General features: G+C 68.7%; 24 protein-coding genes. 11 read left to right on the forward strand and 13 right to left on the reverse strand.

The features are described 5' to 3' along the window. Positions 1-86: 86 nt before the first annotated feature. The 5 genes from DPA01S_RS13665 to DPA01S_RS13685 form a co-directional block, all read right to left on the reverse strand. The gene (locus tag DPA01S_RS13665; RefSeq protein ID WP_061917056.1) at positions 87-1,187 is read right to left on the reverse strand and encodes a peptidoglycan recognition protein family protein; all 1,101 of its coding nucleotides are present in this window, start codon (positions 1,185-1,187) and stop codon (positions 87-89) included. Between the two features lie 249 nt (positions 1,188-1,436). Further along, on the reverse strand, positions 1,437-3,296 hold the full coding sequence (leuA, locus tag DPA01S_RS13670; protein WP_061917059.1) for a 2-isopropylmalate synthase: 1,860 nt from the start codon (positions 3,294-3,296) through the stop codon (positions 1,437-1,439). A gap of 159 nt (positions 3,297-3,455) precedes the next feature. Next, the gene (locus DPA01S_RS13675; RefSeq protein WP_061229661.1) at positions 3,456-3,893 is read right to left on the reverse strand and encodes a GNAT family N-acetyltransferase; all 438 of its coding nucleotides are present in this window, start codon (positions 3,891-3,893) and stop codon (positions 3,456-3,458) included. A gap of 106 nt (positions 3,894-3,999) precedes the next feature. Beyond that, positions 4,000-4,797 (reverse strand): trypsin-like serine protease, encoded by a 798-nt coding sequence (locus tag DPA01S_RS13680; RefSeq protein ID WP_082767814.1) that lies wholly within the window; start codon positions 4,795-4,797, stop codon positions 4,000-4,002. An 88-nt stretch (positions 4,798-4,885) separates the two neighbouring features. Continuing rightward, complete coding sequence (locus DPA01S_RS13685; RefSeq protein ID WP_061229662.1) at positions 4,886-5,884, reverse strand: DMT family transporter; 999 nt, start codon at positions 5,882-5,884, stop codon at positions 4,886-4,888. A gap of 71 nt (positions 5,885-5,955) precedes the next feature. Here DPA01S_RS13685 and DPA01S_RS13690 point away from each other — a divergent pair, with 71 nt between their 5' ends. Continuing rightward, positions 5,956-7,218: an aspartate kinase gene (locus DPA01S_RS13690; RefSeq protein WP_061917062.1), complete on the forward strand. Its 1,263-nt coding sequence runs from the start codon at positions 5,956-5,958 to the stop codon at positions 7,216-7,218. 242 nt (positions 7,219-7,460) lie between these two features. On the opposite strand, the gene DPA01S_RS13695 is transcribed toward DPA01S_RS13690, so the two are convergent. Further along, positions 7,461-8,312 carry a DUF559 domain-containing protein gene (locus DPA01S_RS13695; protein WP_153038693.1) on the reverse strand — a complete coding sequence of 284 codons (852 nt, stop codon included), beginning with the start codon at positions 8,310-8,312 and terminating at the stop codon, positions 7,461-7,463. Between the two features lie 619 nt (positions 8,313-8,931). Between DPA01S_RS13695 and DPA01S_RS13700 the strand changes: the two genes are divergently transcribed. The 3 genes from DPA01S_RS13700 (at position 8,932) to DPA01S_RS13710 (ending at position 10,570) form a co-directional block, all read left to right on the forward strand. Further along, positions 8,932-9,966 carry an aspartate-semialdehyde dehydrogenase gene (locus DPA01S_RS13700; RefSeq protein ID WP_061917068.1) on the forward strand — a complete coding sequence of 345 codons (1,035 nt, stop codon included), beginning with the start codon at positions 8,932-8,934 and terminating at the stop codon, positions 9,964-9,966. Between the two features lie 87 nt (positions 9,967-10,053). Beyond that, on the forward strand, positions 10,054-10,281 hold the full coding sequence (locus DPA01S_RS13705; RefSeq protein WP_061917071.1) for a hypothetical protein: 228 nt from the start codon (positions 10,054-10,056) through the stop codon (positions 10,279-10,281). Further along, positions 10,274-10,570 carry a type II toxin-antitoxin system PemK/MazF family toxin gene (locus DPA01S_RS13710; protein ID WP_232303160.1) on the forward strand — a complete coding sequence of 99 codons (297 nt, stop codon included), beginning with the start codon at positions 10,274-10,276 and terminating at the stop codon, positions 10,568-10,570. The genes DPA01S_RS13705 and DPA01S_RS13710 overlap by 8 nt, the downstream gene beginning before the upstream one ends. 123 nt (positions 10,571-10,693) lie before the next feature. Here DPA01S_RS13710 and DPA01S_RS13715 read toward each other — a convergent pair. After that, positions 10,694-11,891, reverse strand: a protein-coding gene (locus tag DPA01S_RS13715; protein WP_153038692.1) for an IS3 family transposase whose coding sequence is annotated in 2 segments (ribosomal slippage) — positions 10,694-11,636 and positions 11,635-11,891 — 1,200 coding nt in all. Because the reading frame shifts where the segments join, the coding sequence is not laid out codon by codon here. A gap of 148 nt (positions 11,892-12,039) precedes the next feature. On the opposite strand from DPA01S_RS13715, the gene DPA01S_RS13725 reads away from it, so the two are divergent. Beyond that, the gene (locus DPA01S_RS13725) at positions 12,040-12,711 is read left to right on the forward strand and encodes an enoyl-CoA hydratase/isomerase family protein (RefSeq protein WP_061917077.1); all 672 of its coding nucleotides are present in this window, start codon (positions 12,040-12,042) and stop codon (positions 12,709-12,711) included. Here DPA01S_RS13725 and DPA01S_RS16840 read toward each other — a convergent pair. Continuing rightward, positions 12,701-12,898: a hypothetical protein gene (locus DPA01S_RS16840; RefSeq protein WP_157076978.1), complete on the reverse strand. Its 198-nt coding sequence runs from the start codon at positions 12,896-12,898 to the stop codon at positions 12,701-12,703. The genes DPA01S_RS13725 and DPA01S_RS16840 overlap by 11 nt on opposite strands. Positions 12,899-13,001: 103 nt before the next feature. Here DPA01S_RS16840 and DPA01S_RS13730 point away from each other — a divergent pair, with 103 nt between their 5' ends. The 5 genes from DPA01S_RS13730 to DPA01S_RS13750 all read left to right on the forward strand — a co-directional run bounded on the left by DPA01S_RS13730 (position 13,002) and on the right by DPA01S_RS13750 (position 16,105). Next, the gene (locus DPA01S_RS13730; RefSeq protein ID WP_061917080.1) at positions 13,002-13,280 is read left to right on the forward strand and encodes a hypothetical protein; all 279 of its coding nucleotides are present in this window, start codon (positions 13,002-13,004) and stop codon (positions 13,278-13,280) included. After that, positions 13,281-14,510: a cupin domain-containing protein gene (locus DPA01S_RS13735; protein WP_061917083.1), complete on the forward strand. Its 1,230-nt coding sequence runs from the start codon at positions 13,281-13,283 to the stop codon at positions 14,508-14,510. Positions 14,511-14,602: 92 nt separating this feature from the next. After that, positions 14,603-15,409 (forward strand): sucrase ferredoxin, encoded by an 807-nt coding sequence (locus tag DPA01S_RS13740; protein ID WP_232303163.1) that lies wholly within the window; start codon positions 14,603-14,605, stop codon positions 15,407-15,409. A 140-nt stretch (positions 15,410-15,549) separates the two neighbouring features. Continuing rightward, a complete protein-coding gene (locus DPA01S_RS13745) occupies positions 15,550-15,777 on the forward strand; it encodes a hypothetical protein (protein WP_061229676.1) in 228 nt (75 codons plus the stop codon). Continuing rightward, complete coding sequence (locus tag DPA01S_RS13750) at positions 15,770-16,105, forward strand: type II toxin-antitoxin system PemK/MazF family toxin (RefSeq protein WP_061229677.1); 336 nt, start codon at positions 15,770-15,772, stop codon at positions 16,103-16,105. Before DPA01S_RS13745 ends, DPA01S_RS13750 begins: the two co-directional genes overlap by 8 nt. Positions 16,106-16,198: 93 nt before the next feature. On the opposite strand, the gene DPA01S_RS13755 is transcribed toward DPA01S_RS13750, so the two are convergent. Then, entirely contained in the window at positions 16,199-17,182 is a 984-nt protein-coding gene (locus tag DPA01S_RS13755) for a VOC family protein (protein WP_061917090.1), read from the reverse strand. A 327-nt stretch (positions 17,183-17,509) separates the two neighbouring features. On the opposite strand from DPA01S_RS13755, the gene pcaC reads away from it, so the two are divergent. Then, complete coding sequence (pcaC, locus tag DPA01S_RS13760) at positions 17,510-18,439, forward strand: 4-carboxymuconolactone decarboxylase (protein WP_063935397.1); 930 nt, start codon at positions 17,510-17,512, stop codon at positions 18,437-18,439. Positions 18,440-18,443: 4 nt separating this feature from the next. On the opposite strand, the gene DPA01S_RS13765 is transcribed toward pcaC, so the two are convergent. The 4 genes from DPA01S_RS13765 to DPA01S_RS13775 form a co-directional block, all read right to left on the reverse strand. After that, positions 18,444-19,154: an HNH endonuclease gene (locus DPA01S_RS13765; RefSeq protein WP_232303161.1), complete on the reverse strand. Its 711-nt coding sequence runs from the start codon at positions 19,152-19,154 to the stop codon at positions 18,444-18,446. 199 nt (positions 19,155-19,353) lie between these two features. Next, the gene (locus DPA01S_RS16445; protein WP_232303162.1) at positions 19,354-19,755 is read right to left on the reverse strand and encodes a (deoxy)nucleoside triphosphate pyrophosphohydrolase; all 402 of its coding nucleotides are present in this window, start codon (positions 19,753-19,755) and stop codon (positions 19,354-19,356) included. A 261-nt stretch (positions 19,756-20,016) separates the two neighbouring features. After that, positions 20,017-20,697: a DUF4352 domain-containing protein gene (locus DPA01S_RS13770; protein ID WP_061917095.1), complete on the reverse strand. Its 681-nt coding sequence runs from the start codon at positions 20,695-20,697 to the stop codon at positions 20,017-20,019. A 610-nt stretch (positions 20,698-21,307) separates the two neighbouring features. Then, entirely contained in the window at positions 21,308-22,396 is a 1,089-nt protein-coding gene (locus tag DPA01S_RS13775; RefSeq protein ID WP_061917098.1) for an Rv3169 family protein, read from the reverse strand. Between the last annotated feature and the right edge of the window lie 127 nt (positions 22,397-22,523).

A 22,523-nucleotide genomic window follows, 5' to 3' on the forward strand; every position in this document is an offset into this window, starting at 1 on the left:
GACCCGCGCGCTGCGACCCGCGCGCTGCGACCCGCGCGCTGCGACCCGCGCGCTGCGACCGCCCTGCCCGCGCGGCCCGGCCGCGGTCAGGAGCCGAAGGCCGCCGAGGAGATCGCGGTGGGCGTCCAGCCGTTGGCCGCGTGATCCCGGATGAACTGCATCTGCGGGTAGAAGGAGTTGCCCGGGCATGCCGTGCCGCCCCAGTCGCGGTGACCCGAGACCGCCATGATCGGTCGCGTCGCGCCGCCCTGCGGATTGCGATAGGTGATGCCCGCCCGCGGGTTGATGCCCGTGGCATTGCACAGGGCACGCACGCAGTCGATGGTCGCGCCCACGGCGGCGGCGGTCGGCGGGGCGACGGTGAAGTCGCCCAGCAGGCTGATGCCGATATTGCCGTTGTTGACGCCGCCGACGTGTCCGGCGGTGACGACCGGGGGAGCGATGCCCGCGACGGGCGGGACCTGGAACACCGGGTTGCCCACCGGTGTGCCGCCGCGGCCCTGGTAGATCCGGCCCTCGGGATCGATGATCAGGTGGTACCCGACATCGCCCCAGCCCAGGGTGTTGGCGTGGTAGTTGTAGATCGCCCGCACGCTGGCGGCACGGTCCGGCCCGGGAAGGACCGCGGTGTGGTGGATGGTGATGGACTGCGCGGGGAAGTAGGTCGGCGCCCACCGGAATCCGGAGACGTCGCCGGCGCCCCACGCGGCACGCGGGATCACCGGCAGGCCGGCCAAGCCGATGCTGCCGAGGCTGTAGTTGCGCGGGGTTCCCCGGCCGTCGTCGAAGACGGTGGCCTCGGAGCCCGCGGGGGCGTCCACCTCGTAGCCGACGGCGCCGTCGGGCGCGGCGACGAGCTCCGCGGCGGGCGTGCTGCCGGCGTCCGGCGCGGAATCCATGGCCTCGAGCGGCAGCCAGTCGCCGACGGAGCCGTCGGGGAACGCGAACCGGATGCGGCCGGCGATCTCCTCCGGGCTCGGGAAGGTGACGCCCACGAAGCCGAGCGGTCCGTTCGGCTGAATCATGCCGCTGCCGGTGGAGATCGACTGCATGAGGTCCTGGGCCACGCCGAGGGAACCGGTGGTGAACGGATCGGCCCCGGCTACGGGGCCGCGGACGGAGGTGGCGACGGCGGCGCCCACGCCGACCGATGCGGCGGTGAGGAATCCACGGCGGGTCACGGACATAACGGCTCCAGACAGACGGGTACGGAAGGCGACGCCGTACCTATCGGCGCGACCCGACGCCACATTACGCGTTTGTTGTGATCGAATCGAGACCATCGTTACCGGAGTGATACATGTGAAGGATGAGGTTCAGGAGGCGTCGTACGCAGGCTTACGAGAAGACCGTTCCGCACACCGCCACTCGGGCGATGTCTGCGGAACGGTCTTGTCGATGGGGGACTGCCGGGCGCGCCGAAGCCGCCCAGCCCGTCAGGGGGCCCAGGTGCGCGCGCCCTCGACCGAACCCACGGCCTCGGCGCTCTCGGCCTCGTCGGCGTACGCACGGTTCACAGCGGAGACCACGGCGCGCAGGGATGCGGTGGTGATGGAACCGGCCCGGCCGACACCCCAGAAGACCCGGTTGCCGAACTGCACCTCGACGTAGGCGGCTGCGGTCGCGTCGTCCCCGGCGGTCATCGCGTGCTCCGAGTAGTCGAGGATGCGTACCTCGTCGTCGAACATCTCGTTCAGGGCGGCGACGAACGCCGCCAGGGGGCCGTTACCGGACCCCGTCAACTCGCGCGTCTCGCCCTTCCACTTGATGACGGCCTCGATGAAGTCCTCGCCGTCGTCGGTCTCGGCCGGCGAGAGCACCTGGGACATGCGCTCCATGGGCGAGATGCGGTCCAGGTACTCGAGGGAGAAGATGTCCCACATGGCCTTGGGCGTGACCTCGCCGCCCTCGGAGTCGGTGACGTTCTGGACGATCTGTGAGAATTCCATCTGCAGGCGCCGCGGCAGCTGCAGGCCGTAGTCGCTCTTCATGATGTAGGCGACGCCGCCCTTGCCGGACTGCGAGTTCACGCGGATGACGGCCTCGTAGGTGCGGCCCTCGTCCTTCGGGTCGACGGGCAGGTACGGGACCTCCCACGTGATGTCGGTGATGTCCTCGCCGCGGGCATCGGCCTCGGCCTGCAGGGCGTCGAAGCCCTTGTTGATGGCGTCCTGGTGCGAGCCGGAGAACGCGGTGAAGACCAGGTCGCCGCCGTAGGGGTGGCGCTCGGGCACGGGCAGCTGGTTGGCGTACTCGACCGTGCGGCGGATCTCGTCCATGTCCGAGAAGTTGATCTGCGGGTCGACGCCGCGGGTGAGCATGTTCATGCCCAGGGTCACCAGGCACACGTTGCCCGTGCGCTCGCCGTTGCCGAACAGGCAGCCCTCGATGCGGTCGGCGCCGGCCTGGAAGGCCAGCTCGGCGGCGGCCACGCCGGTGCCGCGGTCGTTGTGCGGGTGCAGCGACAGGATGGTCGAGTCGCGGTGTGCCAGATTGCGGTGCATCCACTCGATCTGGTCGGCGTAGACGTTGGGCGTGGCCATCTCGACCGTCGCCGGCAGGTTGATGATGATCGGGTTCTCCGGCGTCGCGCCCACGACCTCGGTGACCGCGTCGCAGACCTCCTTGGAGAAGGCCAGCTCGGTGCCGGTGAACGACTCGGGGGAGTACTCCCAGCGCCAGTTGGTGTCGGGGTAGTCCTTCGCGATCGACGTGACCAGCTCGGCGGCGTCGGTGGCGATCTTCTTGATGTCGTCGCGGTCCTTACGGAAGACGACCTTGCGCTGGAGGATCGACGTGGAGTTGTAGAAGTGCACGATCACGTCGGACGCGCCCTCGCACGCCTCGAAGGTGCGGCGGATGAGGTCCTCGCGGCACTGGACCAGCACCTGGATGGTGACGTCGGAGGGGATCGCGGCGTCCTCGATGATTTCGCGGACGAAGTCGTAGTCCGTCTGCGAGGCGGACGGGAAGCCGACCTCGATCTCCTTGTAGCCCATGCGCACCAGCAGGTCGAACATGCGGCGCTTGCGCGCGGGGCTCATGGGGTCGATCAGGGCCTGGTTGCCGTCGCGCAGGTCCACGGCGCACCACTGGGGGGCGTGGGTGATGACCTCGTCTGGCCAGGTGCGGTCGGGCAGCGAGACGTCCTCGACCTCCTCGGCGAACGGCCGGTACCGGTGCCACGGCATGGAGGAGCCGCGCTGTTTGTTCCACGACGGCTGGTCGGGGCGGCCGGGCTTGGAGGGGGGCGTCAGGGTCGACGACGACGAGACGAAGGCATCAGCGGGATTCATCGTAGGGGCTCAACTTCCGTGGAGTTCGATCGTTTCAGGATCGGACCGGCGCGACGAGATCCCGCGACGGGGAGCCGGTCCGCTCTAGCGGGCCCCGCCGCGGCATCCAAGAAGGAGCACGCGCTGCATGCAGGTCACCATACACCTTCCCGCCAGACGTCACGGAATCGGAATGACGAAGGTGGTGGGGCCGGCGGTGACGTCGTTCGGGGTGTGCAGAGGGGAGTCGGGGCCCAGGTCCTGGACGTCGCCGTCGTGCATCGATCCCCACACGCGTCGGCAGCCGGCTTCCTCGGCCACCGAGACGGCCTTCTCGACGAGCCGGTGCGCGATGCCCTGGCGGCGCAGGTCCTCGCGGACGCGGATGCCGTAGACGAACAGGTCGGGGCTGTCTCCCAGGTGGCCGGTCTCCACGGCGACGAGCATCGCCACCGGGACCCCGTCGTGGAGGGCCATCAAGAGCAGGTTGGAACCGCGGTCGAGGAAGTCCTGCGTCCACTCGGCGGTGGGCGGGGAGTCGAACAGGTCGCCCGCGGACAGCACGAGGTCCAGGTCTGCGCGCGAGGCGCGACGGATCAGGAGCTCCGGCGGGGTCATTTCTCCAGTGTGGCAAATAGCGCCGTGGTTCGGCACGGGCGCGGCCCCGGGGCGGCGGGTCGGTCGGCGCATCTGTCTGCGTCTCGGGTGGGGGAGGGGCCCGCTGTCACCGGTGGGTGATCATCCAGTCGATCCACCCGTTCTGGGCCGGGATCGATTCGTACCACGCGGGGTTGGTCCCGTTCGGCTGGCGGCGACCGTGGTCGGAGCCGGAGTGGATGCCGACGAGGCGGTCGCCCTGGAAGACGGGCCCGCCCGAGTCGCCGAGGCCGTAGCCGCCCTCGATGGTGTGCGAGCGGCCGATCCGGGAGCCGCCGCGGGGTTCCATCCGGTCGAGGCGGGTGAGCCCGGTGCGCAGGTCGGCCGAGCGCAGGCCGCGGGGGGTGGTCTCGCCGAAGCCGTGGAAGCGCAGGACGGCGCCCGGGGCGGGGTCGACGCCGGCGCGCAGGACGGACGGCGACGGCGCGGGGTGGCGGAGCTTGATGAGCATGAAGTCCCCGGCGGGGGCCTTGTAGACGGCTTCCGGGGTGTGACGGCCGAAGCTGCCGGTGTCGAGGGAACCGAAGGCGCCGACGACCTGCGGGGTGGCGAGCGGGGCGGTGGTGGCGAAGCCGCCCGGCACGGTGGCCCAGTTGCCGAACCCGAGGGTGTAGGCGTTGGGGTCGGTGGGGCCGCAGTGGGCGGCGGTGGCGACCCAGCGCGGGTGGACGACGACTCCCGAGCAGGGCGCGCCGAGCACGCCGCCGAAGGTGGTGATCTGCACTGCCCACGGCGCCGGGCCCGAGGGTGCGCCGCCGACCACGGCGCCGGCGGTGGGGGCCGTGACCGCGAGCGTGGCGGCGACCGTCCCGACGGCCGCGCCGATCGCCGAGAGAAGCCGACCCGTGTGACGTGTGAGGCGCATGTGATACAGCTTAGGCGATCGGGAGGCGAGGTCGGGCCGCTCGGCGAGAGTGCTCATGGCAGGAAAATCGCGTCCGCCGGTGCCCGCGTTACCGCGAGGGCGGTTCGGGGCGCGTGTCGGGGGGTATCACCGACGGTGTCCCGGACGGGGTCTCGGCCGCCGTCCCCGGCGGCGCGCCCGACGCTGCCTCCGACGTGTCCGCCGACGCGCCCGACCCGTTCACCGACCCGTCAACTGACGGCGCCGGGTCGACCTCCTTGTGCGCGAGCCGTACCGTCGCGACGACCATGACGATGAGCGTGGCTGCGAGGATCGACAGCTCGGGGCCGTCGACCGCGAACCATTCGCCGAGGACCACCACGCCGAGCGCGAGCGAGACCACCGGCGTGGTGACGGTCGAGGCGGGGACGGCCTGGTGGACGCCGCCGGCGGAGAACGACATCTGTTGCAGCGTCAGCGCGAGGACGGCGGCCACGACGAGCCCGTACACCTCGCCGGTGGTGGCCACGAGCAGCGGTCCGCCCTCGTAGAACCGGTCGGCGACGCCCTTGGTGAGGAGCGCGACGTAGGCGAACGCGGTGCCGCCGGCCACGCCCAGTAGCAGGGCACGGTTGCCGTCGGCGCGGAGCGCCCGGGAGAGGCGGAGGAGGACGACGACGACGAGGGCGCCCGCCGCGCAGGCCAGTGCCCACTGCCACCAGGGCGGATGTGCCTCGCCTCCGGTGGGCCGGCCGTAGATCACCAGGACGACCACGCATCCCGCCAGGACGTGCCCCCAGAACAGTTCGGTCTTGGTGACCCGCCGCCCGGTCACCCATGCGCCCAACGGGAGGGCGAAGGTGAGTGAGAGGACGGTGATCGTCTGGACCAGGATCAGCGAGCCGTAGATCAGCGCCAGCCCCTGGAACACGAAGCCGGTGAGGCTTATGGCCATGCCGGTCCACCAGTACCTGCTGGTGAGGATGTGGAAGTCACCCTCACGTCGACCCTGCGCGCGGCGCGGTGAACGGTGCCGCATCACGGTGCCGAAGGCCTGGCTGAGGGCGGAGGCGAGGGCGAGGAGTACAGCCGCCCAGGTTTCAGTCATCACTCACGAGTAAACACCTCCCGTAAAGTGGGTCTGCGTTAAGCCGATCAACACCGGAAGGGTGTGACCGCGTGGCACTCGTAGTGCAGAAGTACGGCGGCTCCTCCGTGGAGTCCGCAGAACGGATCCGTCGGGTGGCCGAACGGATCGTGGAGACCAGGAAGGCGGGCAACGACGTCGTGGTCGTGGCCTCGGCCATGGGCGACACGACCGACGAGCTGCTGGATCTGGCCGACCAGGTCTGTCCCTCGCCGCCGCAGCGCGAGATGGACATGCTGCTGACGTCGGGTGAGCGCATCTCCAACGCGCTGCTCGCGATGGCCATCAGCTCGTTCGGGATGGAGGCCTACTCGTTCACCGGGTCGCAGGCCGGCATCATCACCACCACCCGGCACGGCAACAGCCGGATCATCGACATCACCCCGGGCCGTGTCCGCGAGGCGCTCGATCAGGGCAAGATCGCCCTCGTCGCGGGCTTCCAGGGCGTGTCCCGTGAGACCCGCGACGTGACGACCCTCGGCCGCGGTGGGTCCGACACCACCGCTGTCGCGATGGCCGCGGCGCTGGGCGCGGACGTGTGCGAGATCTACTCGGACGTCGACGGCATCTACACCTCCGATCCGCGGATCGTCCCGAACGCCCGCAAGCTCGACACCATCTCGTACGAGGAGATGCTCGAGATGGCGGCGGTCGGCTCCAAGATCCTCAACCTGCGCAGCGTCGAGTTCGCCCGCCGCTATCACGTGCCGCTGCGCGTCCGCTCTTCGTATTCGACCAACCCGGGCACTCTCGTGGCCGGAAAAGTGGAGGACATCCCCGTGGAAGACGCAGTCCTGACCGGAGTCGCTCACGACGCCTCGGAGGCCAAGATCACGGTGGTCGGCATCCCCGACCAGCCGGGGTACGCGGCCAAGATCTTCCGCGTCGTCGCCGATGCCGAGATCAACATCGACATGGTCCTGCAGAACGTCTCCAAGGCGGAGGGCAGGACCGACATCACCTTCACCTGCCCGCGCGAGGTCGGCGCCAAGGCGGTCGAGGTGCTGTCCAAGGCCAAGGACGAGCTGGGCATCGACCAGGTGCTCTACGACGACAACGTCGGCAAGGTCTCCCTCGTCGGCGCGGGCATGAAGTCGCACCCGGGCGTCACGGCGACGTTCTGCGAGTCGCTGTCCGAGGCGGGCGTGAACATCGAACTCATCTCCACCTCGGAAATCCGGATCTCGGCGCTGGTCCGCGAGGATGAGCTCGCCGACAGCGTCCGCGCCCTGCACGCGGCGTTCGAGCTGGGCGGCGAGGAGGAGGCGCAGGTCTACGCCGGCACCGGCCGCTGACCCACGCCCCGTCCAGCCCGCACCCGGCCTACCCGCCCGGCCGGCCCACCCGCCCGCGCCGGCACTGATTCCGCGAGCCGCCACTGATTCCGTGAGCCGTCACTTGTGTACGTTTTCCTGTCGAACGTCCTGGGGAAACGCTGACGCAAGTGACGGCTCGCGATGTGCCGGTGCCGGATCATCCGATATGGCCACCGCTCTGGTCGACCCAGGGCCGCGCCCAGATGCGCAGCGCGTGGCCGTCAAGCCCGATCACGGAACGCATGGGTGATCTGGGTCGCGAGTTCTGCGGGAGTGCGGAAGAGCTGGCGCTTCGTCACGACGATCACTGTCCACCCGAGCGCCGCCAGTCGATTTCGCCTTTCGATGTCCCGCGTGTGCTGGTCCGAGTACCCGTGATGCTTCCCGTCATACTCGATCGCGATCCGGCGGGCCGGGTCGGCGAGATCTAGCCTGTACGGGGTGCCGGGAACCCGGTACTGGACAACCAGCTGGTCGAATCCGAGGTCGTGGGTGAAGAGTCGCAGGCGGGTCTCCATCGGCGACTCGGAGAGCGGGGCGCAGAGCGCGGCGTGCCGCAGTGCAGTCGCCCGCCGGCTGGCCTCGGGATTGCGGTCGGCCATCGCTTGCACCGAAGCGCGGGCATCGACCCCGAGGCGGCCAGCACCGTCCAGTGCGATGACGGCCTGGTCGCGGGGGAGATAGCGTGCGAGGTCGAACAGGGCGCGTCCGAGCGTGGCGACCTGGATCGGGTGCCCGTGGGGGCCCAGGAATTCCTCGTACTGCGACTCGGGGATCGTGAATTGTCTAGACAACACCCGGGGGCGCCGGACCCGTCGGCTGCCGGTGGCTACCTCGAGGATGGAATCGGGCGGTGGCCACGGGTGGCCGTGAAACGCCGCGGCGGTCCACCCGGTGGCGACGGCGTCCGGCCGGACGACGCTCAACGCCTCGAGTTGGAGGGCCACGGACTCCCGTGATTCGTTCGGGACCCAGACGCCGCGCTGCACTCTCCTTCGTCCGTTGGTCGCGCGCCGGCGTCCGCGGGTCCGCGAGAGTTCGTTGAACGTGAGGGGCTCTGGCGATCTGCTCATAGTCACGAGGGTCGTCGACGGCTCGGTCCTGTCCCCGCGGTCCCGGGCCCGGTCGTACCCGTCTGTGGACACGGGCGGGATTTGTGGAATTCACGATGTCGTGCTCGACGGTGCAACGCCCGGCAAACGGACGATCATCACTGACGGAAGCCGGGGAGCAGCTGGCCGGTTGGCGACCTCGATCCGTCCCCGCGCTCGTCGGATGAACCCAGGGACCATCGAAGGGCAGGCGGGGTGGCCGAGCCTGGCCTCGCACGAGGACCAGCTCTGCCCTGAAGTGGTGTTTCGCCCGAACGCCGCGCCCGCCCTCCTCCGTCAGCCGTCACTTCGGTCAGCGTCTGCCGAGGGCGGGGTCGGCCGAAGCGTGCACATGCGACGGCTAGCTGCGAATCGATGCCACCGCCCGCCCGTCGCCCCGCCGCCCTGCTAGCCGACAGCCGCGCAAGCCCCCGAGGCGGCCCGGCGTGCCGCGGCGGGCTCGTCGAGGTGTGACGCGAGCCGCTGTCTATCGTCGCGGGCCTCGGTAGACTGGGTCGTCACACCGGTCGGTCGAGCGCAGGGCGGAGAACCCGTCCGCGGCGGGCCGGGTCGCCAAGACTTCCAGGAGTTGACCTCACAGATGACCACTGTCGCCGTAGTCGGAGCCACGGGCCAGGTGGGGCGCGTCATGCGTGCCCTGCTCGAGGAGCGGGACTTCCCGGCGGACACGGTCCGTTTCTTCGCCTCCGCCCGCTCGGCCGGGACCACGTTGCCGTTCCGTGGCGAGGACATCGTCGTGGAGGACACCGCCGCCACCACTGACGAGGAGCTGAAGGGCATCGACATCGCCCTGTTCTCCGCGGGCGGCACCATGTCCAAGGAGCAGGCGCCGAGGTTCGCGGCGGCGGGCGCTGTCGTCGTCGACAACTCCAGCGCGTGGCGCAAGGACCCCGACGTCCCCCTCGTCGTCTCCGAGGTCAATCCCGACGCGGCGAAGAACCCGCCGAAGGGCATCATCGCCAACCCCAACTGCACCACGATGGCCGCGATGCCGGTCCTCAAGGTCCTGCACGACGCGGCCGGCCTCAGGCGCCTGGTCGTGTCGACCTACCAGGCGGTCTCCGGGTCGGGCTTGGCCGGTGTGGACACGCTCAACGACCAGATCACCGGCAACGTCGGCGCGGGCCACGAGCTGGTGCACGACGGCTCGGCGCTGAAGGTCGACGAGACCGGGCCGTACGTCGCGCCGATCGCGTTCAACGTGCTGCCGATGGCGGGTGCGCTGGTCGACGACGGTTCGGAGGAGACGGACGAGGAGCAGAAGCTGCGCAACGAGTCGCGCAAGATCCTCGACCTGCCGGAGCTGCGGGTCGCGGGTACCTGCGTGCGCGTGCCGGTGTTCACCGGTCACACGCTGAGCATCAACGCGGAGTTCGACAAGGACATCACGCCGGAGCAGGCGCGCGAGCTGCTGTCGAAGGCGCCGGGCGTGAAGGTCGTGGACGTGCCGACCCCGCTGGATGCGGCGGGCATCGACGAGTCGCTGGTGGGCCGGATTCGCCAGGACCAGTCGATCGAGGGCGACAAGGGCCTCAACCTCATGGTGGCGGGCGACAATCTGCGCAAGGGCGCGGCGCTCAACACCATCCAGATCGCGGAGCTGCTGGTCAAGTAGCGCACCTGCTGGTCGAGTGGCCAGTCGCGGGCTGAGCTGGTCGGGAGTTCGCCGTCTCGGCGGTATGACCAAAGGCATACTTTCGGTATGTCCCACACGACGATCAAGGTGAGTCGCGACCTCCGGGATCTTCTGAAGAGGCAGGCCGCCGAGGAGCACCGCACGCTGGGCGACCATCTTGCGTATCTCGCCTCACTCGCCGAGAAGCAACGGCGGCTCAAGCGCCTGCGTGCGGAGATAGACGCGACATCGCCAGAAGATCTGGCGTCCTACCGCGAGGAATCCGAGTGGTGGGAGCGGGCGCAGGATGCCTGACCCGACTCCCGGGGAGGTCATATGGGTTGTCCTCGATCCCGTGGCGGGTCGTGAGCAGAGTGGTCGCCGGCCCGCGGTGGTGGTCTCGTCGCGCGCGCACATCTCCCTCGCCGATACTCTCGTGATGGTGGTTCCGGTGACGTCGGTGGATCGCGGATGGTCGAACCACGTCCTGCTCCGTGGAGACGTGTTCGATCGCGACTCCTGGGCGATGACCGAGCAGCGCGCACCCTTTCGCGCCAGCGTGTTGTCGGCCATGCCGGCCAGGTGGATGCCGGGACCCTGGTAGACATTCGCCGGTGGATCCAGGATTTTCTTGACGAGTAGCGGTCGACCGCACGGGGCGCCCCGGCGCGGCGAATAGTGGGCTGTGTCAAGGATTGTGGACAGGTCCTCGGTGATTTCTGGTGTGTCAGGCCGCCCCGGGTAGGTCCTCGGCGGCGTCGGCCTGGGCGTCTGCCCACGCTCGGGCCGGGGTGCGATATCCGAGGCTGGAGTGTGGTCTACGACGGTTGTAAAACACCTCGATGTACTCGGCCACGGCGAACCGCGCCCTGGCCCGCGTGTGGAACACCTGCGGGTGGTACATCTCGTTCTTCAAGGTCGCGAAGAACGTCTCGGCGGCGGCGTTGTCCCAGCACACACCGGTTCGACCCATCGACTGCACGAACCCGTTCCGGGTGCAGTAGGTGACGAACTCGTCGGAGGTGTACTGGGACCCGTGATCGCTGTGGAACACCGCGCCGGGTGTTGCTTGCCCCTGGGTTCGGGCCATCTCCAGGGCGTCGACGACCAGGCTGGCGCGCATGTGCTCGGCGGTCTGCCACCCGATTACTTTGCGGGTGGCCAGGTCGATCACCGTGGCCAGGTACAACCACCCTTGCCCGGTGCGCAGGTAGGTGATGTCGCCGACCAGCGCCTCTCCCGGGCGGTGACTCTCGGGGGCGAAGTCGCGGCCGAGCTTGTCGGCGAAGACCTGGGCTTTCTCGTCGGGGACGGTGGTGCGCTTGTAGGCCTTGCGCTGGATGGCCGCGAGCCCAAGTTCGCGCATCAGATCTGCCGCCAACCCGACCGAGGCAGGGTGCCCCTCGTCGTTCAGAATCGCGGCGATGCGCCGGCACCCGGCCGTGCCTCGTTGCTTATCGAAGACCCGCTGAATCTCGCCCTTGAGCGCCTCTCGGCGGGCCTGGGTGGCCGTGACCTGCCCGGCACGGGACCGCCAAGCGTAAAACGACGAGCGGGCCACACCGAGCTGGGCGCACATCCACTCGATCGGAAAGCTCGCCTTCTCCGCCTCGATCAGGGCTGACTTCTCACTCAGTCCTGCTCCCGGGCGAAGTGGGCCGCGGCTTTTTTAGGAACTCATTCTCCATCTTCAGCCGACGGTTCTGCTCCTCCAGTTCCGCCAACCGGCCATGGTCCGCCGGGCTCATATCGGGGATTGGCTCCGGGTTGGCCTGACGATGCTTCTGCACCCAGTTGCCCAAGGTCCCGGGGTTGATCGCCAACTCCCCGGCGACCTCGGCGATCGAGCGGTCACTCTGCAGGACCAGCTGCACCGCTTCGGCCTTGAACTGCGGACTGAACCTCCGCCTCGAACTCACTGCCATGTTCTCGATCCTCTCTCATCAAGAGGCCTGTCTAAGAACCTTGGTACACCCCATAGTGAGGGGACGAACGCCTCGCTGCTCCGCAGGCGCCGAACCCCGGCCCCGCCTTCAGCAGGCCCCACAACCCCACCACCCGAGAGGACCACGCATGACCCCGACCCTGACCCACCACGAGGACATCGCCGTCCTCACGCTCGGCAACGACGAGAACCGCTTCTCCCCGGACCGGCTCGACGCGATCAACGCCCACCTCGATGAGGTCGAGAAGTCCGCGAAGGGGCTCGTCACCGTGGGGTCGGGCAAGTTCTACTCCAACGGTCTCGACCTCGACTGGCTCATGGCCAACTTCGACCGCCTCGACTGGTACGTCGGCCGGATCCACGAGCTGTTCTCCCGCGTCCTGACGTTCTCCCTGCCGACGGTCGCCGCGGTCAACGGGCACGCCTTCGGCGGCGGGGCGATGCTCGCGATGGCCCACGACTACCGGGTGATGCGCGACGATCGCGGTTACTTCTGCTTCCCCGAGGTGGACATCAACATCCCGTTCACTCCCGGCATGGCGGCGCTGATCCAGGCCAAGACGACCCCGCAGACGGCCATGACCGCGATGAGCACGGGCCACCGCTACCCCGGTGCCGAGGCGAAGGCCGCGGGCCTCGTCGACGCGACCGCTGCGGAGGCCGAGATCGTCACCGCGGCGCTCGGGCGTCTCCAGCCGATCCTCGGCAAGGACCGCACCACTCTCGGCGCCATCAAGTCCACGATGTTCGCCTCCGTCACCGAGGCGCTGGGCCGGGGCCCCGGCGGCGTCAGCCTCTGACGCCCACCCGCCCCGGGTCGACCGCGAGCTCGGGGTGCCGCGGGGATAGATCGACGACGACAACGACAACGACAACGACGACGACAACGACGACGACGAGGACCGCCGCCGCTCGGAAACGATGCGGCCGCCCGGTCACGCCGAACCGGCGGCGGCTTCGGTCGTATAGAGGTCGGTCCAGTGCCATAGTGGAACTGCACGCCCCTCGTGTCCCGGCCTGCTGCCGGAACACGTGGCCAGATCGCACGACTCCCTGCAGGTTCACGCCTGCACCGACGAGAGGAACGCAGATGGCTATCAACGACGACGACATCACCACGTCCGGCGCTCAGGGCGAGGGCATCGCCGACGGCGGTTCCAACCCGGGCGGCCACGACGGCGGCGCCGACGGATCCGCCCACCACATGAAGGGCGAGGGCGAGGGCCTGGCTGACGGCGGTTCGAACCCGGACGGCCACGACGGCGGCGCGGACGGTTCCGCCGATGGCTCCGCGAACACCGGCGAAGGGGTGGCCGACGGCGGCTCCAACCCGGATGGTGCCGACGGCGGCGCTGACGGCACCCAGTAATTGCGGGCGCTTCATCGGTGCGTCGCGTGCGGCTCGGATGAGTTCGCGGCTCAGGTGTGGGGGCAGCGGCCCCTGCTGACCCGGGCGGCCGAGCTGCCACGCGACTACTCCGACCTGCTCTCACCCGGGATGGTCGACGAGATCATCGCCGAACGCGGGGTGCGCACGCCGTTCGTCCGGATGGCGCGGGAGGGCACGCTCGTCGACCGGGCGTGCTTTACCCGCTCCGCGGGTTTCGGGGCGCAGATCGCCGATCAGCTCGACCCCGACGGCGTGCTCACGCAGTACGCCGCCGGGGCGACGCTCGTCCTGCAGGGTCTGCACCGGTTCTGGCCGCCGATCATCGACTTCGTGCGGGGCATGACCTCGGACATCGGGCATCCGGTGCAGACCAACGCCTACATCACCCCGCCCGCGAATCGCGGGTTCGATCCGCACTACGACGTCCATGACGTCTTTGTGCTCCAGGTGTCCGGCACCAAGCGGTGGCGGGTGCACGAGCCCGTCCACCACCATCCGCTTGCGGATCAGCCGTGGACCGATCACCGCGAGGCGATCGCCGAACGGGCGAAGGACGAGCCGGTCATCGACACCGTGCTCGAGCCGGGGGACTGCCTCTACTTGCCGCGCGGCTGGATCCACTCCGCCGAGGCGCAGGGCGATACCTCCATCCACCTCACGGTGGGCGTGGCCCCCTTGACCGGGCATGACGTCGCCACGGCGATGATCGAGGCACTGGCCTCGGAGGCGGAGCTGCGGGCGTCGTTGCCGTTCGGGCTCGCCCCGGTCGATGCCGCGCGCGCCGAGCCCCACGCCCGCGAGGTCCTCGACGTGCTGGCCCGGCTGATCGCCGAGAAGCAGGAGCAGCTCAGCGCTCTCGCCGGCGACGCGCTGGCTGGCAAGTACCTCGATCTCACCCGACCCGCTGCGATCCGCCCGCTGGCCACCCTGGATGCCGTTGCGGCCCTCGACGCCGACACTCGGCTGCGGTTGCGCGAGGGACTCCACGTACGGGTGGACTGCACCGACTCCGCCGCCGCCGATGCCGACACGGTCGTATTGCGGCTGCCCACCAAGTCGGTCACCTTCCCGGCGGTGTGCGCTTCCGCCCTGCGCGCCGTCCTTGAGGGCGACCCCGTCAGCGCCGGCACGCTGCCCGGCCTCGATGCCGACGACGGCCTGGTGGTTCTCCGGCGGTTGTTGCGGGAGGGCGTGGTGGTGGCGCTGTGAGCAGGCCTGCGGATTGGGAGCCGTGCAGTGATTCGTCGTTGCGCCGCGGCGATCCCCTGGACGGGTCGGGCTCCCGGGGGTTGCGGTGGCTGATGGTCGAGCTGGCCGGCCCGTGGGGTTATTCGGCGTTGCTCGACTCGCCGGGTCTACTTCCGCCGGAGCTGGGTCGCGAGATCGCCGGGCGTGCCCAGGAGGCTGATGTGCGGGTTGCCGCGATCCGCAGACCGGGTCGTCGTCGTCACACCGATGCGCAACGCTGGCGGTGGGCGCTCGCCGACGCCCGGCCCGGGCACGAGTCGCTGCGGTGGGGCGAGGTCAACGGGCCGGTCGGGTACGCCGAAATCCCCCTGGACGGTTCGGCGGGCACTCCCAGCACGGAGCCGCTGGTCGCCGTGTGCGCGCACGGCAAGCACGATCAGTGTTGCGCGGTGCGGGGGCGTGGCGCCGCGGCGCGCATCGCCGCGCGGCATCCGGAGGCGACGTGGGAGTGCTCGCACCTGGGTGGCGACCGCTTTGCCGCGACGATGCTCGTCCTGCCGCACGGGCTGTTCTACGGGCGGGTGGACCAGGCGGAGGATCCGGGCGACATCGTCACCCGCTACACCGAGGGCCGGGTCGACGAGCGGTACCTGCGCGGGCGCAGTAGCTACTCGGCGGTCGTGCAGAGCGCGCAGCATCATGCCCGCGCGGTGGTGCCCGACGACCGCATCGACGCCTTCGCCCCCGTGCGCGTGGTCGAACGCGACGAGCACGTCGAGGTGACGCTGGAGGGCCCACGCGGTGCGGTCGAGGTGTGGCTGCGGGAGACCTACTCCGAGCCGATCTTCACGATGTGCCGCGCCCACGCGCCCGGCCCGGTGAGGCAGTGGGAGCTGATCGAGGTCAGGGCCGGCGGGTAGGGCGGGGCCGATGTCCTCCGGGATGCCGGGGGAAGGGCCAACGACGACGACGACGACGAGGTCCGCGGCTCACATGATGAATGCTCTGGCCGGCCGTTCATTCCGGGCGTACGGGGTATGACAGAACGTATACTCTCGGTATGTCCGTCACCACGATCAAGGTGAGCCGTGAGCTGCGAGATCTCCTCAAGCGGCAGGCGGCTGAGGAGCAGCGCACTCTGGGCGAGCACTTGACGTACCTCGCATCCCTCGCCGACAAGCACCGGCGATTCGAGCGACTACGCGCGGAGGTGGACGCGACGTCGCCCGAGGATCTGGCGTCTTACCGCGACGAGACCGGGTGGTGGGAGTCGGCGCAGGATGCATGAGCCGACCCCGGGCGAGATCGTATGGGTGGTCCTCGATCCCGTGGTCGGTCGCGAACAGAGCGGCCGCCGACCCGCGGTGGTGGTCTCGTCGCGAGCGCACATCTCCATCGCCGACACCCTGGTGATGGTGGTCCCGGTGACCTCGGTGAATCGCGGATGGTCGAACCACGTCCGGCTCCTCGGAGACGTGCTCGACCGCGACTCCTGGGCGATGACCGAGCAGGTGCGGACCATCTCTCGCCAGCGCGTGGTCGGCCACGCCGGTCGGGTGGACTCGACGACCCTCACCGACATCCGCCGGTGGATCTCCGACTTCTTGGAGGAATAGCCCGCCGGTCGGCGGGGCGGCGCCGAGCGGATCTCGCGCCACGCCGCCCGGTCATGTAGATCGGGCGGCGTGGGTTCTGCGCTTGAGGGTGGGTCAGGCGTTCTGGACGGCGCCGTTCACCACCGGCTCGGACAGGGAGTCGGCCACGGACTCGGCGGCGGTCTCCTCGAGCGGGATGGTGCAGGCCAGCGGCTCGCTGTCGGACCAGTCGTGGCCCCAGTAGCTGTCGGCGGTGATGTTGTGCGGCAGGTACTGGTCCTCGTCCACCATCAGGCCGTCGTAGCCGAACTCGATGTCCCAGCCGCCGGGCGCGCGCAGGTAGTAGGACACCATCTTGTCGTTGGTGTGGCGGCCGAGGGTGGAGGAGATGCCGAACCCGTGCTCGGTGGCGCGCTCCATGGCCTGGGCGACCATGTCCATCTCGGCCACCTCGAGCATGATGTGCACGGTCCCCGGGCCCATGTGCGGGGCGGGCATCACGGCGAAGCTGTGGTGGTGCGGGTTGACGCCCATGAACTGGATGCGCAGCGGCGGCATGCCGGGCGCGGCCGGGAACGGGAACGCGCCGCGGGTGTGGAAGCCCAGCACGTCGCGGTAGAAGCCGATGGTGGCGTCGTAGTCGGTGGTGGGGACCACGAGGTGGCCCAGGCCCAGCTCGTCGGTGACGAACTCGGTGCGGTACTTGGTAGAGACCTTGGAGTGGTCCAGCTCGGCGCCGTGGAAGATCTCCAGGCGCTGGCCGCAGGGGTCCTGCAGGGTGATGGCGCCGTCGACCTTGATGGCCTGCGTCTCGTCGTGGGTGAGGTCGCGGTAGGCGATGCCGTGCTCGGTGAGGGTGGCCCGGACGCGGTCCAGGGCGATCTCGTCGCGCACCTCCCAGCCCACGGCGGCGAGGTTGTCGTTCTCCGCGCGGCGCAGCGTGATGCGGCGGGCGCGCTCGTCGAGGCGCAGGTGGAGGGTGTCGTCGTCGCCGCCGGCACCCACGCCCAGGTCCAGCACGTCGTGGGCGAGGGTGCGCCAGCGGTCGAGGTCGGTGGTGTCGATCCTGAGGTAGCCGAGGGCTCGGATGTCGCCCATGGTGTGTCCTTTCGCCGATGAGGGTCCCGGCGTGCCGGGGGTGCCGCCGTCCGTCGCGCTGCGCGCGTCCGGGGGAGGGATGAGGACACAGTGACCGCGTTGTGGCGCGCGTCACCGTTCGATTCCGGTGGGTGGGAAAGGTGCAGGTGGGGCCGTGGGTGTTAGGGCGACGACGACGAGGTGCGCGGTCTCGGATGGTGGGCGAGCCCCGGGACCGGATTTGCGCGTCCTCAAGTGTGTCTGCGGCTACCTCGGCGCCACCGACCAGATCATCGACTCGGTCCTGAAGCGCGCGGACCGCACGCGTGGAGGACGATCACGACCGCTGTGCGCATCACCGGCGAGACCCTCGCGGGCACCCCCGACCTGCCGCTGCTCGTGTGCGGGCCCGGCCCCGGCGTGTCGGCGCGGGAGCTGTGGGCGGGCGTCGCCGCGAGGCTTGAGGACCGGTTCCACGTGGTGACGTGGGAGTGTGACGACGACGAGGTGCCCGATCGCGCGGCCGATCTCGTCGACCCGGTGGTTCAGTACATCGACGGGGTATGCGACGAGCGCGGCGAGCCGGCCGGGGCCTTTCACTTTGCCGGGTGCGGCCGGTCTGACGTGGGGCCGGCGCTGCTAGCGCGGCAGCCGGAGCGCGTGGTCGCCGCCGTGCTGTGCGGGGTGCCGGCGGCGGGCGTCGACCCGACGGGCATTGCCGCGCCGGTCGTCGCGATGGCCGGGGTCTACGACGCCGACGTGGCGATCTCCGATGTCGCCGCCCTCGCCCACGGTGCGCCCGAGGGACGGTTGGTGGTGCTGGAGCGGGCCGGTGGGCCCGCGCCGCTCGAGGCGCCCGAGCAGGTCGCCGCCGAGCTCGCTCGGCTGGCGCCCGCGCCGGGGTTCGCGACGATCGCCGAACGCACCGACGCCGGCATGGCCGTGCGCCGGGCGGTGCTGGGCGATGCCCACGTGGATCGGGCGACCGCCGCCGCTACAGATCTGACGCGCGAGTTCCAGAAGTTCATCACCGACTACGCGTGGGGCGGCATCTGGACGCGGCCCGGGCTGGACCGCCGGGCGCGCTCGATGATCACGCTCACAGCGCTCGTGGCCCGCGGTCACCACGAGGAACTGGCGATGCACCTGCGCGCGGCCCGCACCAACGGGCTGAGTCTCGACGAGATCCGGGAGCTCCTTCTGCAGACCGCCATCTACTGCGGAGTGCCCGACGCCAACACCGCCTTCAGGATCGCAAGGCAGACGCTGGAGGGGTGAGGAGCTAGCTCGCACTCTTGAACGCGTCGAAGCGGGCAGAAAGACGGTCTCGGTCAGGTTTGTCCCGGCTGCGCGAGGGCAGCCACAGAGAGCGCTTGTGCATCCGCTGGAGGCCGTAATCCAGCATCGGACCGTCTTTCTCGTGAAGAACGTCCGCATTGATATGGACTTCATAGTCTGGAGAAATACCGAGGATGTTCTCGTCGTACGCGGCGTGGTGAATCTTGCACAGCGCTAGTCCATTAGTTACCACCGGCTTGCCGTCCTCGTTCGCATCGGCGGTGATGTGAGCAGCATCCAGCAACGGGATCTTCTTTAGAACGCAGACAGCACATCGTTCGGCGTATGCGGTGAGCACCTTCGCGCGAAACTCCGGCTGGTGCAGCCGCTGCCGGACAATTCGCTCAGCGTACCGCCGCTGGTCGTCGCTCAGATGCGCAGGGTCGGGCAGAAACCGCAAGCTCTCGTCAATGGCGAGCAAGAAGCGCTGATGTTCGGGCTCATCTTTCACAACGTACACAGGCATGATGGGCACGTATTGTCCGGTTGCTACTTTGCGCAACATGACAATGGGAAGGCCTAACCTCATGGCCTCGCGGAGTTTGCTGTTAGATCCGCCCATTGGATCCTGGCCGACAGGGCGCCTTTCGTAGGAATATCGATAAAGCGAATCGCCATGGTCGCCATCGTCGTACTCACTGTCCGGGTCGCTCACGATTGTGAGGGTTGCGGCGTAGGACTTTGGGTTCCATATGCCCTTGGAGGAGTCGATGATCCGCTCTGGGCCCCAACCGAAATCCACCTGCGTTAGCCACTGTCGGGAGAGGACTGGATTGCTGGCGAACTCTGTAGCCAGAGCATGCATAAGGGAAGTTCGCCTGTTGAGCTCTGCTGATAGGTCTGCCACTAGGTCATCATGGCATCAAGCTCTGCGGCGAGCTGCCTAAAGGAGTGGTTTGAAGGACAGCTACTGCAGGAAGGTCCGGGCTTGCCCAGTCCAAAGTGGACAACTTAGTGACGGGTAGCCAGCGCATCTCGTCGTGGTCTGTGCTGGCGCTGGGAACCTCGGACGACGAGACGAGGTAGCACGCTAGATCTATCTCGACATCGCCGAGCGAGGTGATCGATCTGTCCACGAGGCCTCCCACCGAGATTGAGACCTTGAGTTCTTCTCGAATCTCGCGAACAAGGGCGCGCTCGGGGGTCTCGCCGTTGTCGATTTTGCCGCCGGGGAACTCCCACTTGCCGGCCGCGGATTTGCCGGCCGCTCGTCTGCACGCGAGCACGTCACTTCCCCGAACGAACACTGCTGCCACTACTTGAATACGAGACAACGGGACTCCCCGGTAAGCGGGCTGCACATGCGGGAATAAAATTTCGCTCCCGTGAGGCTTTGAGACCGGTCGGCGGGTGGCCCAGTCGCTCTACCAGTGGGTTCTCGCGAGAACGCCGAGCAGGGCATCGATTGCGGACTCCCCAGACGCAACTAGTCATGTGCAACTTTAAGCGGAGGCTCGACGGCTGGGCCGGACACAACGGTCCGGATTCCTATCGAATCCGGACCGTTGTTGCCTAGGTCAGAAGGTGTTGACCCAGGCCAGCCGGTTCGAGCTGAACGAGATGAACCCGTCGTTAAGGACGACGTACTGACCCGGCTGAGCAGCTGGATCGCCCTCGAAGCAAACATCTCCAGATACCTGTCCGCCGGGAGCAAGGTCCCCAAACGACAGCTCAGCTCGGTCGCCGCCATAGGTGGTCATCCTTGCTGCGCCGTTGGGGTCCTGCATCTTCCAGTCGATGGAGTTGAAGCTCACCGGATCGTCACTGTCGTTCTTGATCGTGATCGTGGTGCACATGATCTGGGTGCCAAACGGCGTGTTTTCCGCGCTCAGTGGGGTGCTCGTCGTGGCGACACCATCCTTAGTGATGGTATCGCCGGCGTTCGCGGATGTGTCCTTGTCGGTCTTTCCCTGGAATGGCACTCCGGGCGCTTCGTCCTGCGCGGCCCCCTGGGAGGAGTTATCCGGCGACGACACACTTGGGGATTCGTCGTCGCCACCACTCATCGCAGCGACGATGATGGCAAGCAGGATCAAAACGCCGATAACGATGAGGCCGATCTTCATGCAGCCGCCCTTCTTCTTCGGCGGGGGCTGGGGCTGGTAGCCCTGCTGCGGGTAACCGAACTGCTGCGGGGGCGGACCTTGCTGCCAGTTCGGGTCCGGGTTCCCCTGCGGGTGCGGCGGTTGCTGGGTCATGAATCCTCCATTGTGAATGGTGCTAACTGAGAACTTCTCAGAGACTATCCGATGGGTGGGCGCTCGGACGAAGAAGTCGATCACTTGCGTTGCTCATCGCGCCGGACGAGCGGGCGAGGGCGTGTAGCGCTCTGGGAGCCATACGCATCGGCGAGCGAGGGCTGGCCATGCGCGATGGGTGATAGTTCAAGGCAGAACTGAGAGGAGTGCGCTAAGTAGCGCTAGTCGCGCTATCGGAAAGTCCGAAGTAACGCTGGCTGTCGCAGGTGGCCGCAAACTGTTGGGACGAAAAGCTCGTCGACGTTATCGCGGGCCGGCCCCGAGCGGCGCAGATGGCGACGTCCGTATGGCTCACGCCCGACCCAGGGGCGTCCACATCGTTGAAGATTCGTGACCCGTCGTCGGCCTTCTCGAATCAATAACCCGAGACTCGAGCCGCTTAGGCGCAAAAGCCAAGGGGGATGTCTAACGGAAGGCGTGCTGTACCCCTTGAAATTCTCGACCTGATGCCTCTCTCCGAGAGGCCACCGCGTGTGACAGCGTCGCCGCGTAGAGGGAGTCCGCCCGCCTCACCGACCGGCTGGTCGTGAAAGTAGTTGCACGCCTGTCACTAGGCAGTATCGCCCCAGTCGGTGAACCCCGACGGGTCGTGGCGGCCCAGGTTCGCGTGCTCGAACAGACCCCTGCCCACGTCGCCGTTGCAGGTCGCGCGGGCCGCGTGGTCGACGGTGTTGAACGGCAGCATCGCGACCACGTCGGGGGAGGTCATGTCGTAGGTGACCGACTCGCTCCAGTCGCGGCCCATCCAGCGGCCGTGCGACCACGCCGGGTCGCCGACGTAGCCCGACCCCATGCTCAGCGGCACGCCGCCGAGGGTCTCGACCTCCAGCAGCAGCGGCTCGCCGCCGGGCGTGGTGAGGTGCAGCCGCGCGCACTCGGGGTGGCGGGTGCCGCTGCGGTAATCGACCTCCAGCCGCGGCCAGCCCAGCTGCTCGATCCGACCGTCGGCGAACACCCGACTCGCGTGATTGAGCGTGCGGTGCCCGTCGGGACTCTCCTGCAGGATGACGACCATCGCGTAGTCGTCAAAGCGCAGCGGAACGTAGGTCCACCAAAAGCCCTCCCGCGGCTCGGCCGCCCACCGGCCGGCGGGATCCGACTCGCCGCTCGGCCGGATGCCCCACGAACGGTCCCGCGTCCCCAGCCAGACGTCGGGATCCACGGCGAAGTCGCGCCCGTCGACCGAGAGCGTGCCCGACCAGCTGCCCACCTGCGCGAACCGGCTCGCGTCGAGCATCGCGCGCGTGCCCTCGAGCAGCACGTGCCGATCCTCGAGCACCGCGTCGAACGACCCCTCCCACGTCATGTCCACCGACAGGTCCGGGTGCTCGCACACCAGCCGCAGTGTGCGCAGCGGCTCGATCACCTCGATCCGGAACCCACCCACCGCGGGCGCGAGTGACCGGGCGTCGGAGAACCGCACCGACCGTTGGGTGTCGCCATGGCGGACGGTGACGAACGCGTCCACGACCCCGAGGTTGGGATACACGCCGAACCCCGTCACGAGGAACACGTCGCCGGTGCGGTCGTGCGCGTTGAAGTAGTAGCGGTCGTAAAAGTTCCGGTCGCTCGTGCCCACCTGAGCCATGGGCAGCGGCGTCTGGTGGACGGGGAACTCGTCGAGCGGCGTCGGCTTCATCGGCAGGCCTGTCGTGTCGGGTCAGGAAGGTGATTCCACTCTGGTGCAGAGAGCCGTTGAATGTCACCGCTTCGTACGTAGTCCCGGCATGGGTGCGCGGGAAGTGAGTCCGCCGTCGTCGCGCTAA

Origin of the sequence: Dietzia papillomatosis NBRC 105045, assembly GCF_001570845.1 — a bacterium.
GTDB lineage: Bacteria > Actinomycetota > Actinomycetes > Mycobacteriales > Mycobacteriaceae > Dietzia > Dietzia cinnamea.

Excerpts from the sequence above, each read along its gene's own strand:
- DPA01S_RS13665 (WP_061917056.1), bottom strand. The coding sequence starts at position 1,187 with ATGTCCGTGACCCGCCGTGGATTCCTCACCGCCGCATCGGTCGGCGTG.
- leuA (WP_061917059.1), bottom strand. The coding sequence starts at position 3,296 with ATGAATCCCGCTGATGCCTTCGTCTCGTCGTCGTCGACCCTGACGCCC.
- DPA01S_RS13675 (WP_061229661.1), bottom strand. The coding sequence starts at position 3,893 with ATGACCCCGCCGGAGCTCCTGATCCGTCGCGCCTCGCGCGCAGACCTG.
- DPA01S_RS13680 (WP_082767814.1), bottom strand. The coding sequence starts at position 4,797 with ATGCGCCTCACACGTCACACGGGTCGGCTTCTCTCGGCGATCGGCGCG.
- DPA01S_RS13685 (WP_061229662.1), bottom strand. The coding sequence starts at position 5,884 with ATGACTGAAACCTGGGCGGCTGTACTCCTCGCCCTCGCCTCCGCCCTC.
- DPA01S_RS13695 (WP_153038693.1), bottom strand. The coding sequence starts at position 8,312 with ATGAGCAGATCGCCAGAGCCCCTCACGTTCAACGAACTCTCGCGGACC.
- DPA01S_RS13700 (WP_061917068.1), top strand. The coding sequence starts at position 8,932 with ATGACCACTGTCGCCGTAGTCGGAGCCACGGGCCAGGTGGGGCGCGTC.
- DPA01S_RS13705 (WP_061917071.1), top strand. The coding sequence starts at position 10,054 with ATGTCCCACACGACGATCAAGGTGAGTCGCGACCTCCGGGATCTTCTG.
- DPA01S_RS13710 (WP_232303160.1), top strand. The coding sequence starts at position 10,274 with ATGCCTGACCCGACTCCCGGGGAGGTCATATGGGTTGTCCTCGATCCC.
- DPA01S_RS13725 (WP_061917077.1), top strand. The coding sequence starts at position 12,040 with ATGACCCCGACCCTGACCCACCACGAGGACATCGCCGTCCTCACGCTC.
- DPA01S_RS16840 (WP_157076978.1), bottom strand. The coding sequence starts at position 12,898 with ATGGCACTGGACCGACCTCTATACGACCGAAGCCGCCGCCGGTTCGGC.
- DPA01S_RS13730 (WP_061917080.1), top strand. The coding sequence starts at position 13,002 with ATGGCTATCAACGACGACGACATCACCACGTCCGGCGCTCAGGGCGAG.
- DPA01S_RS13740 (WP_232303163.1), top strand. The coding sequence starts at position 14,603 with ATGGTCGAGCTGGCCGGCCCGTGGGGTTATTCGGCGTTGCTCGACTCG.
- DPA01S_RS13745 (WP_061229676.1), top strand. The coding sequence starts at position 15,550 with ATGTCCGTCACCACGATCAAGGTGAGCCGTGAGCTGCGAGATCTCCTC.
- DPA01S_RS13750 (WP_061229677.1), top strand. The coding sequence starts at position 15,770 with ATGCATGAGCCGACCCCGGGCGAGATCGTATGGGTGGTCCTCGATCCC.
- DPA01S_RS13755 (WP_061917090.1), bottom strand. The coding sequence starts at position 17,182 with ATGGGCGACATCCGAGCCCTCGGCTACCTCAGGATCGACACCACCGAC.
- DPA01S_RS13770 (WP_061917095.1), bottom strand. The coding sequence starts at position 20,697 with ATGACCCAGCAACCGCCGCACCCGCAGGGGAACCCGGACCCGAACTGG.
- DPA01S_RS13775 (WP_061917098.1), bottom strand. The coding sequence starts at position 22,396 with ATGAAGCCGACGCCGCTCGACGAGTTCCCCGTCCACCAGACGCCGCTG.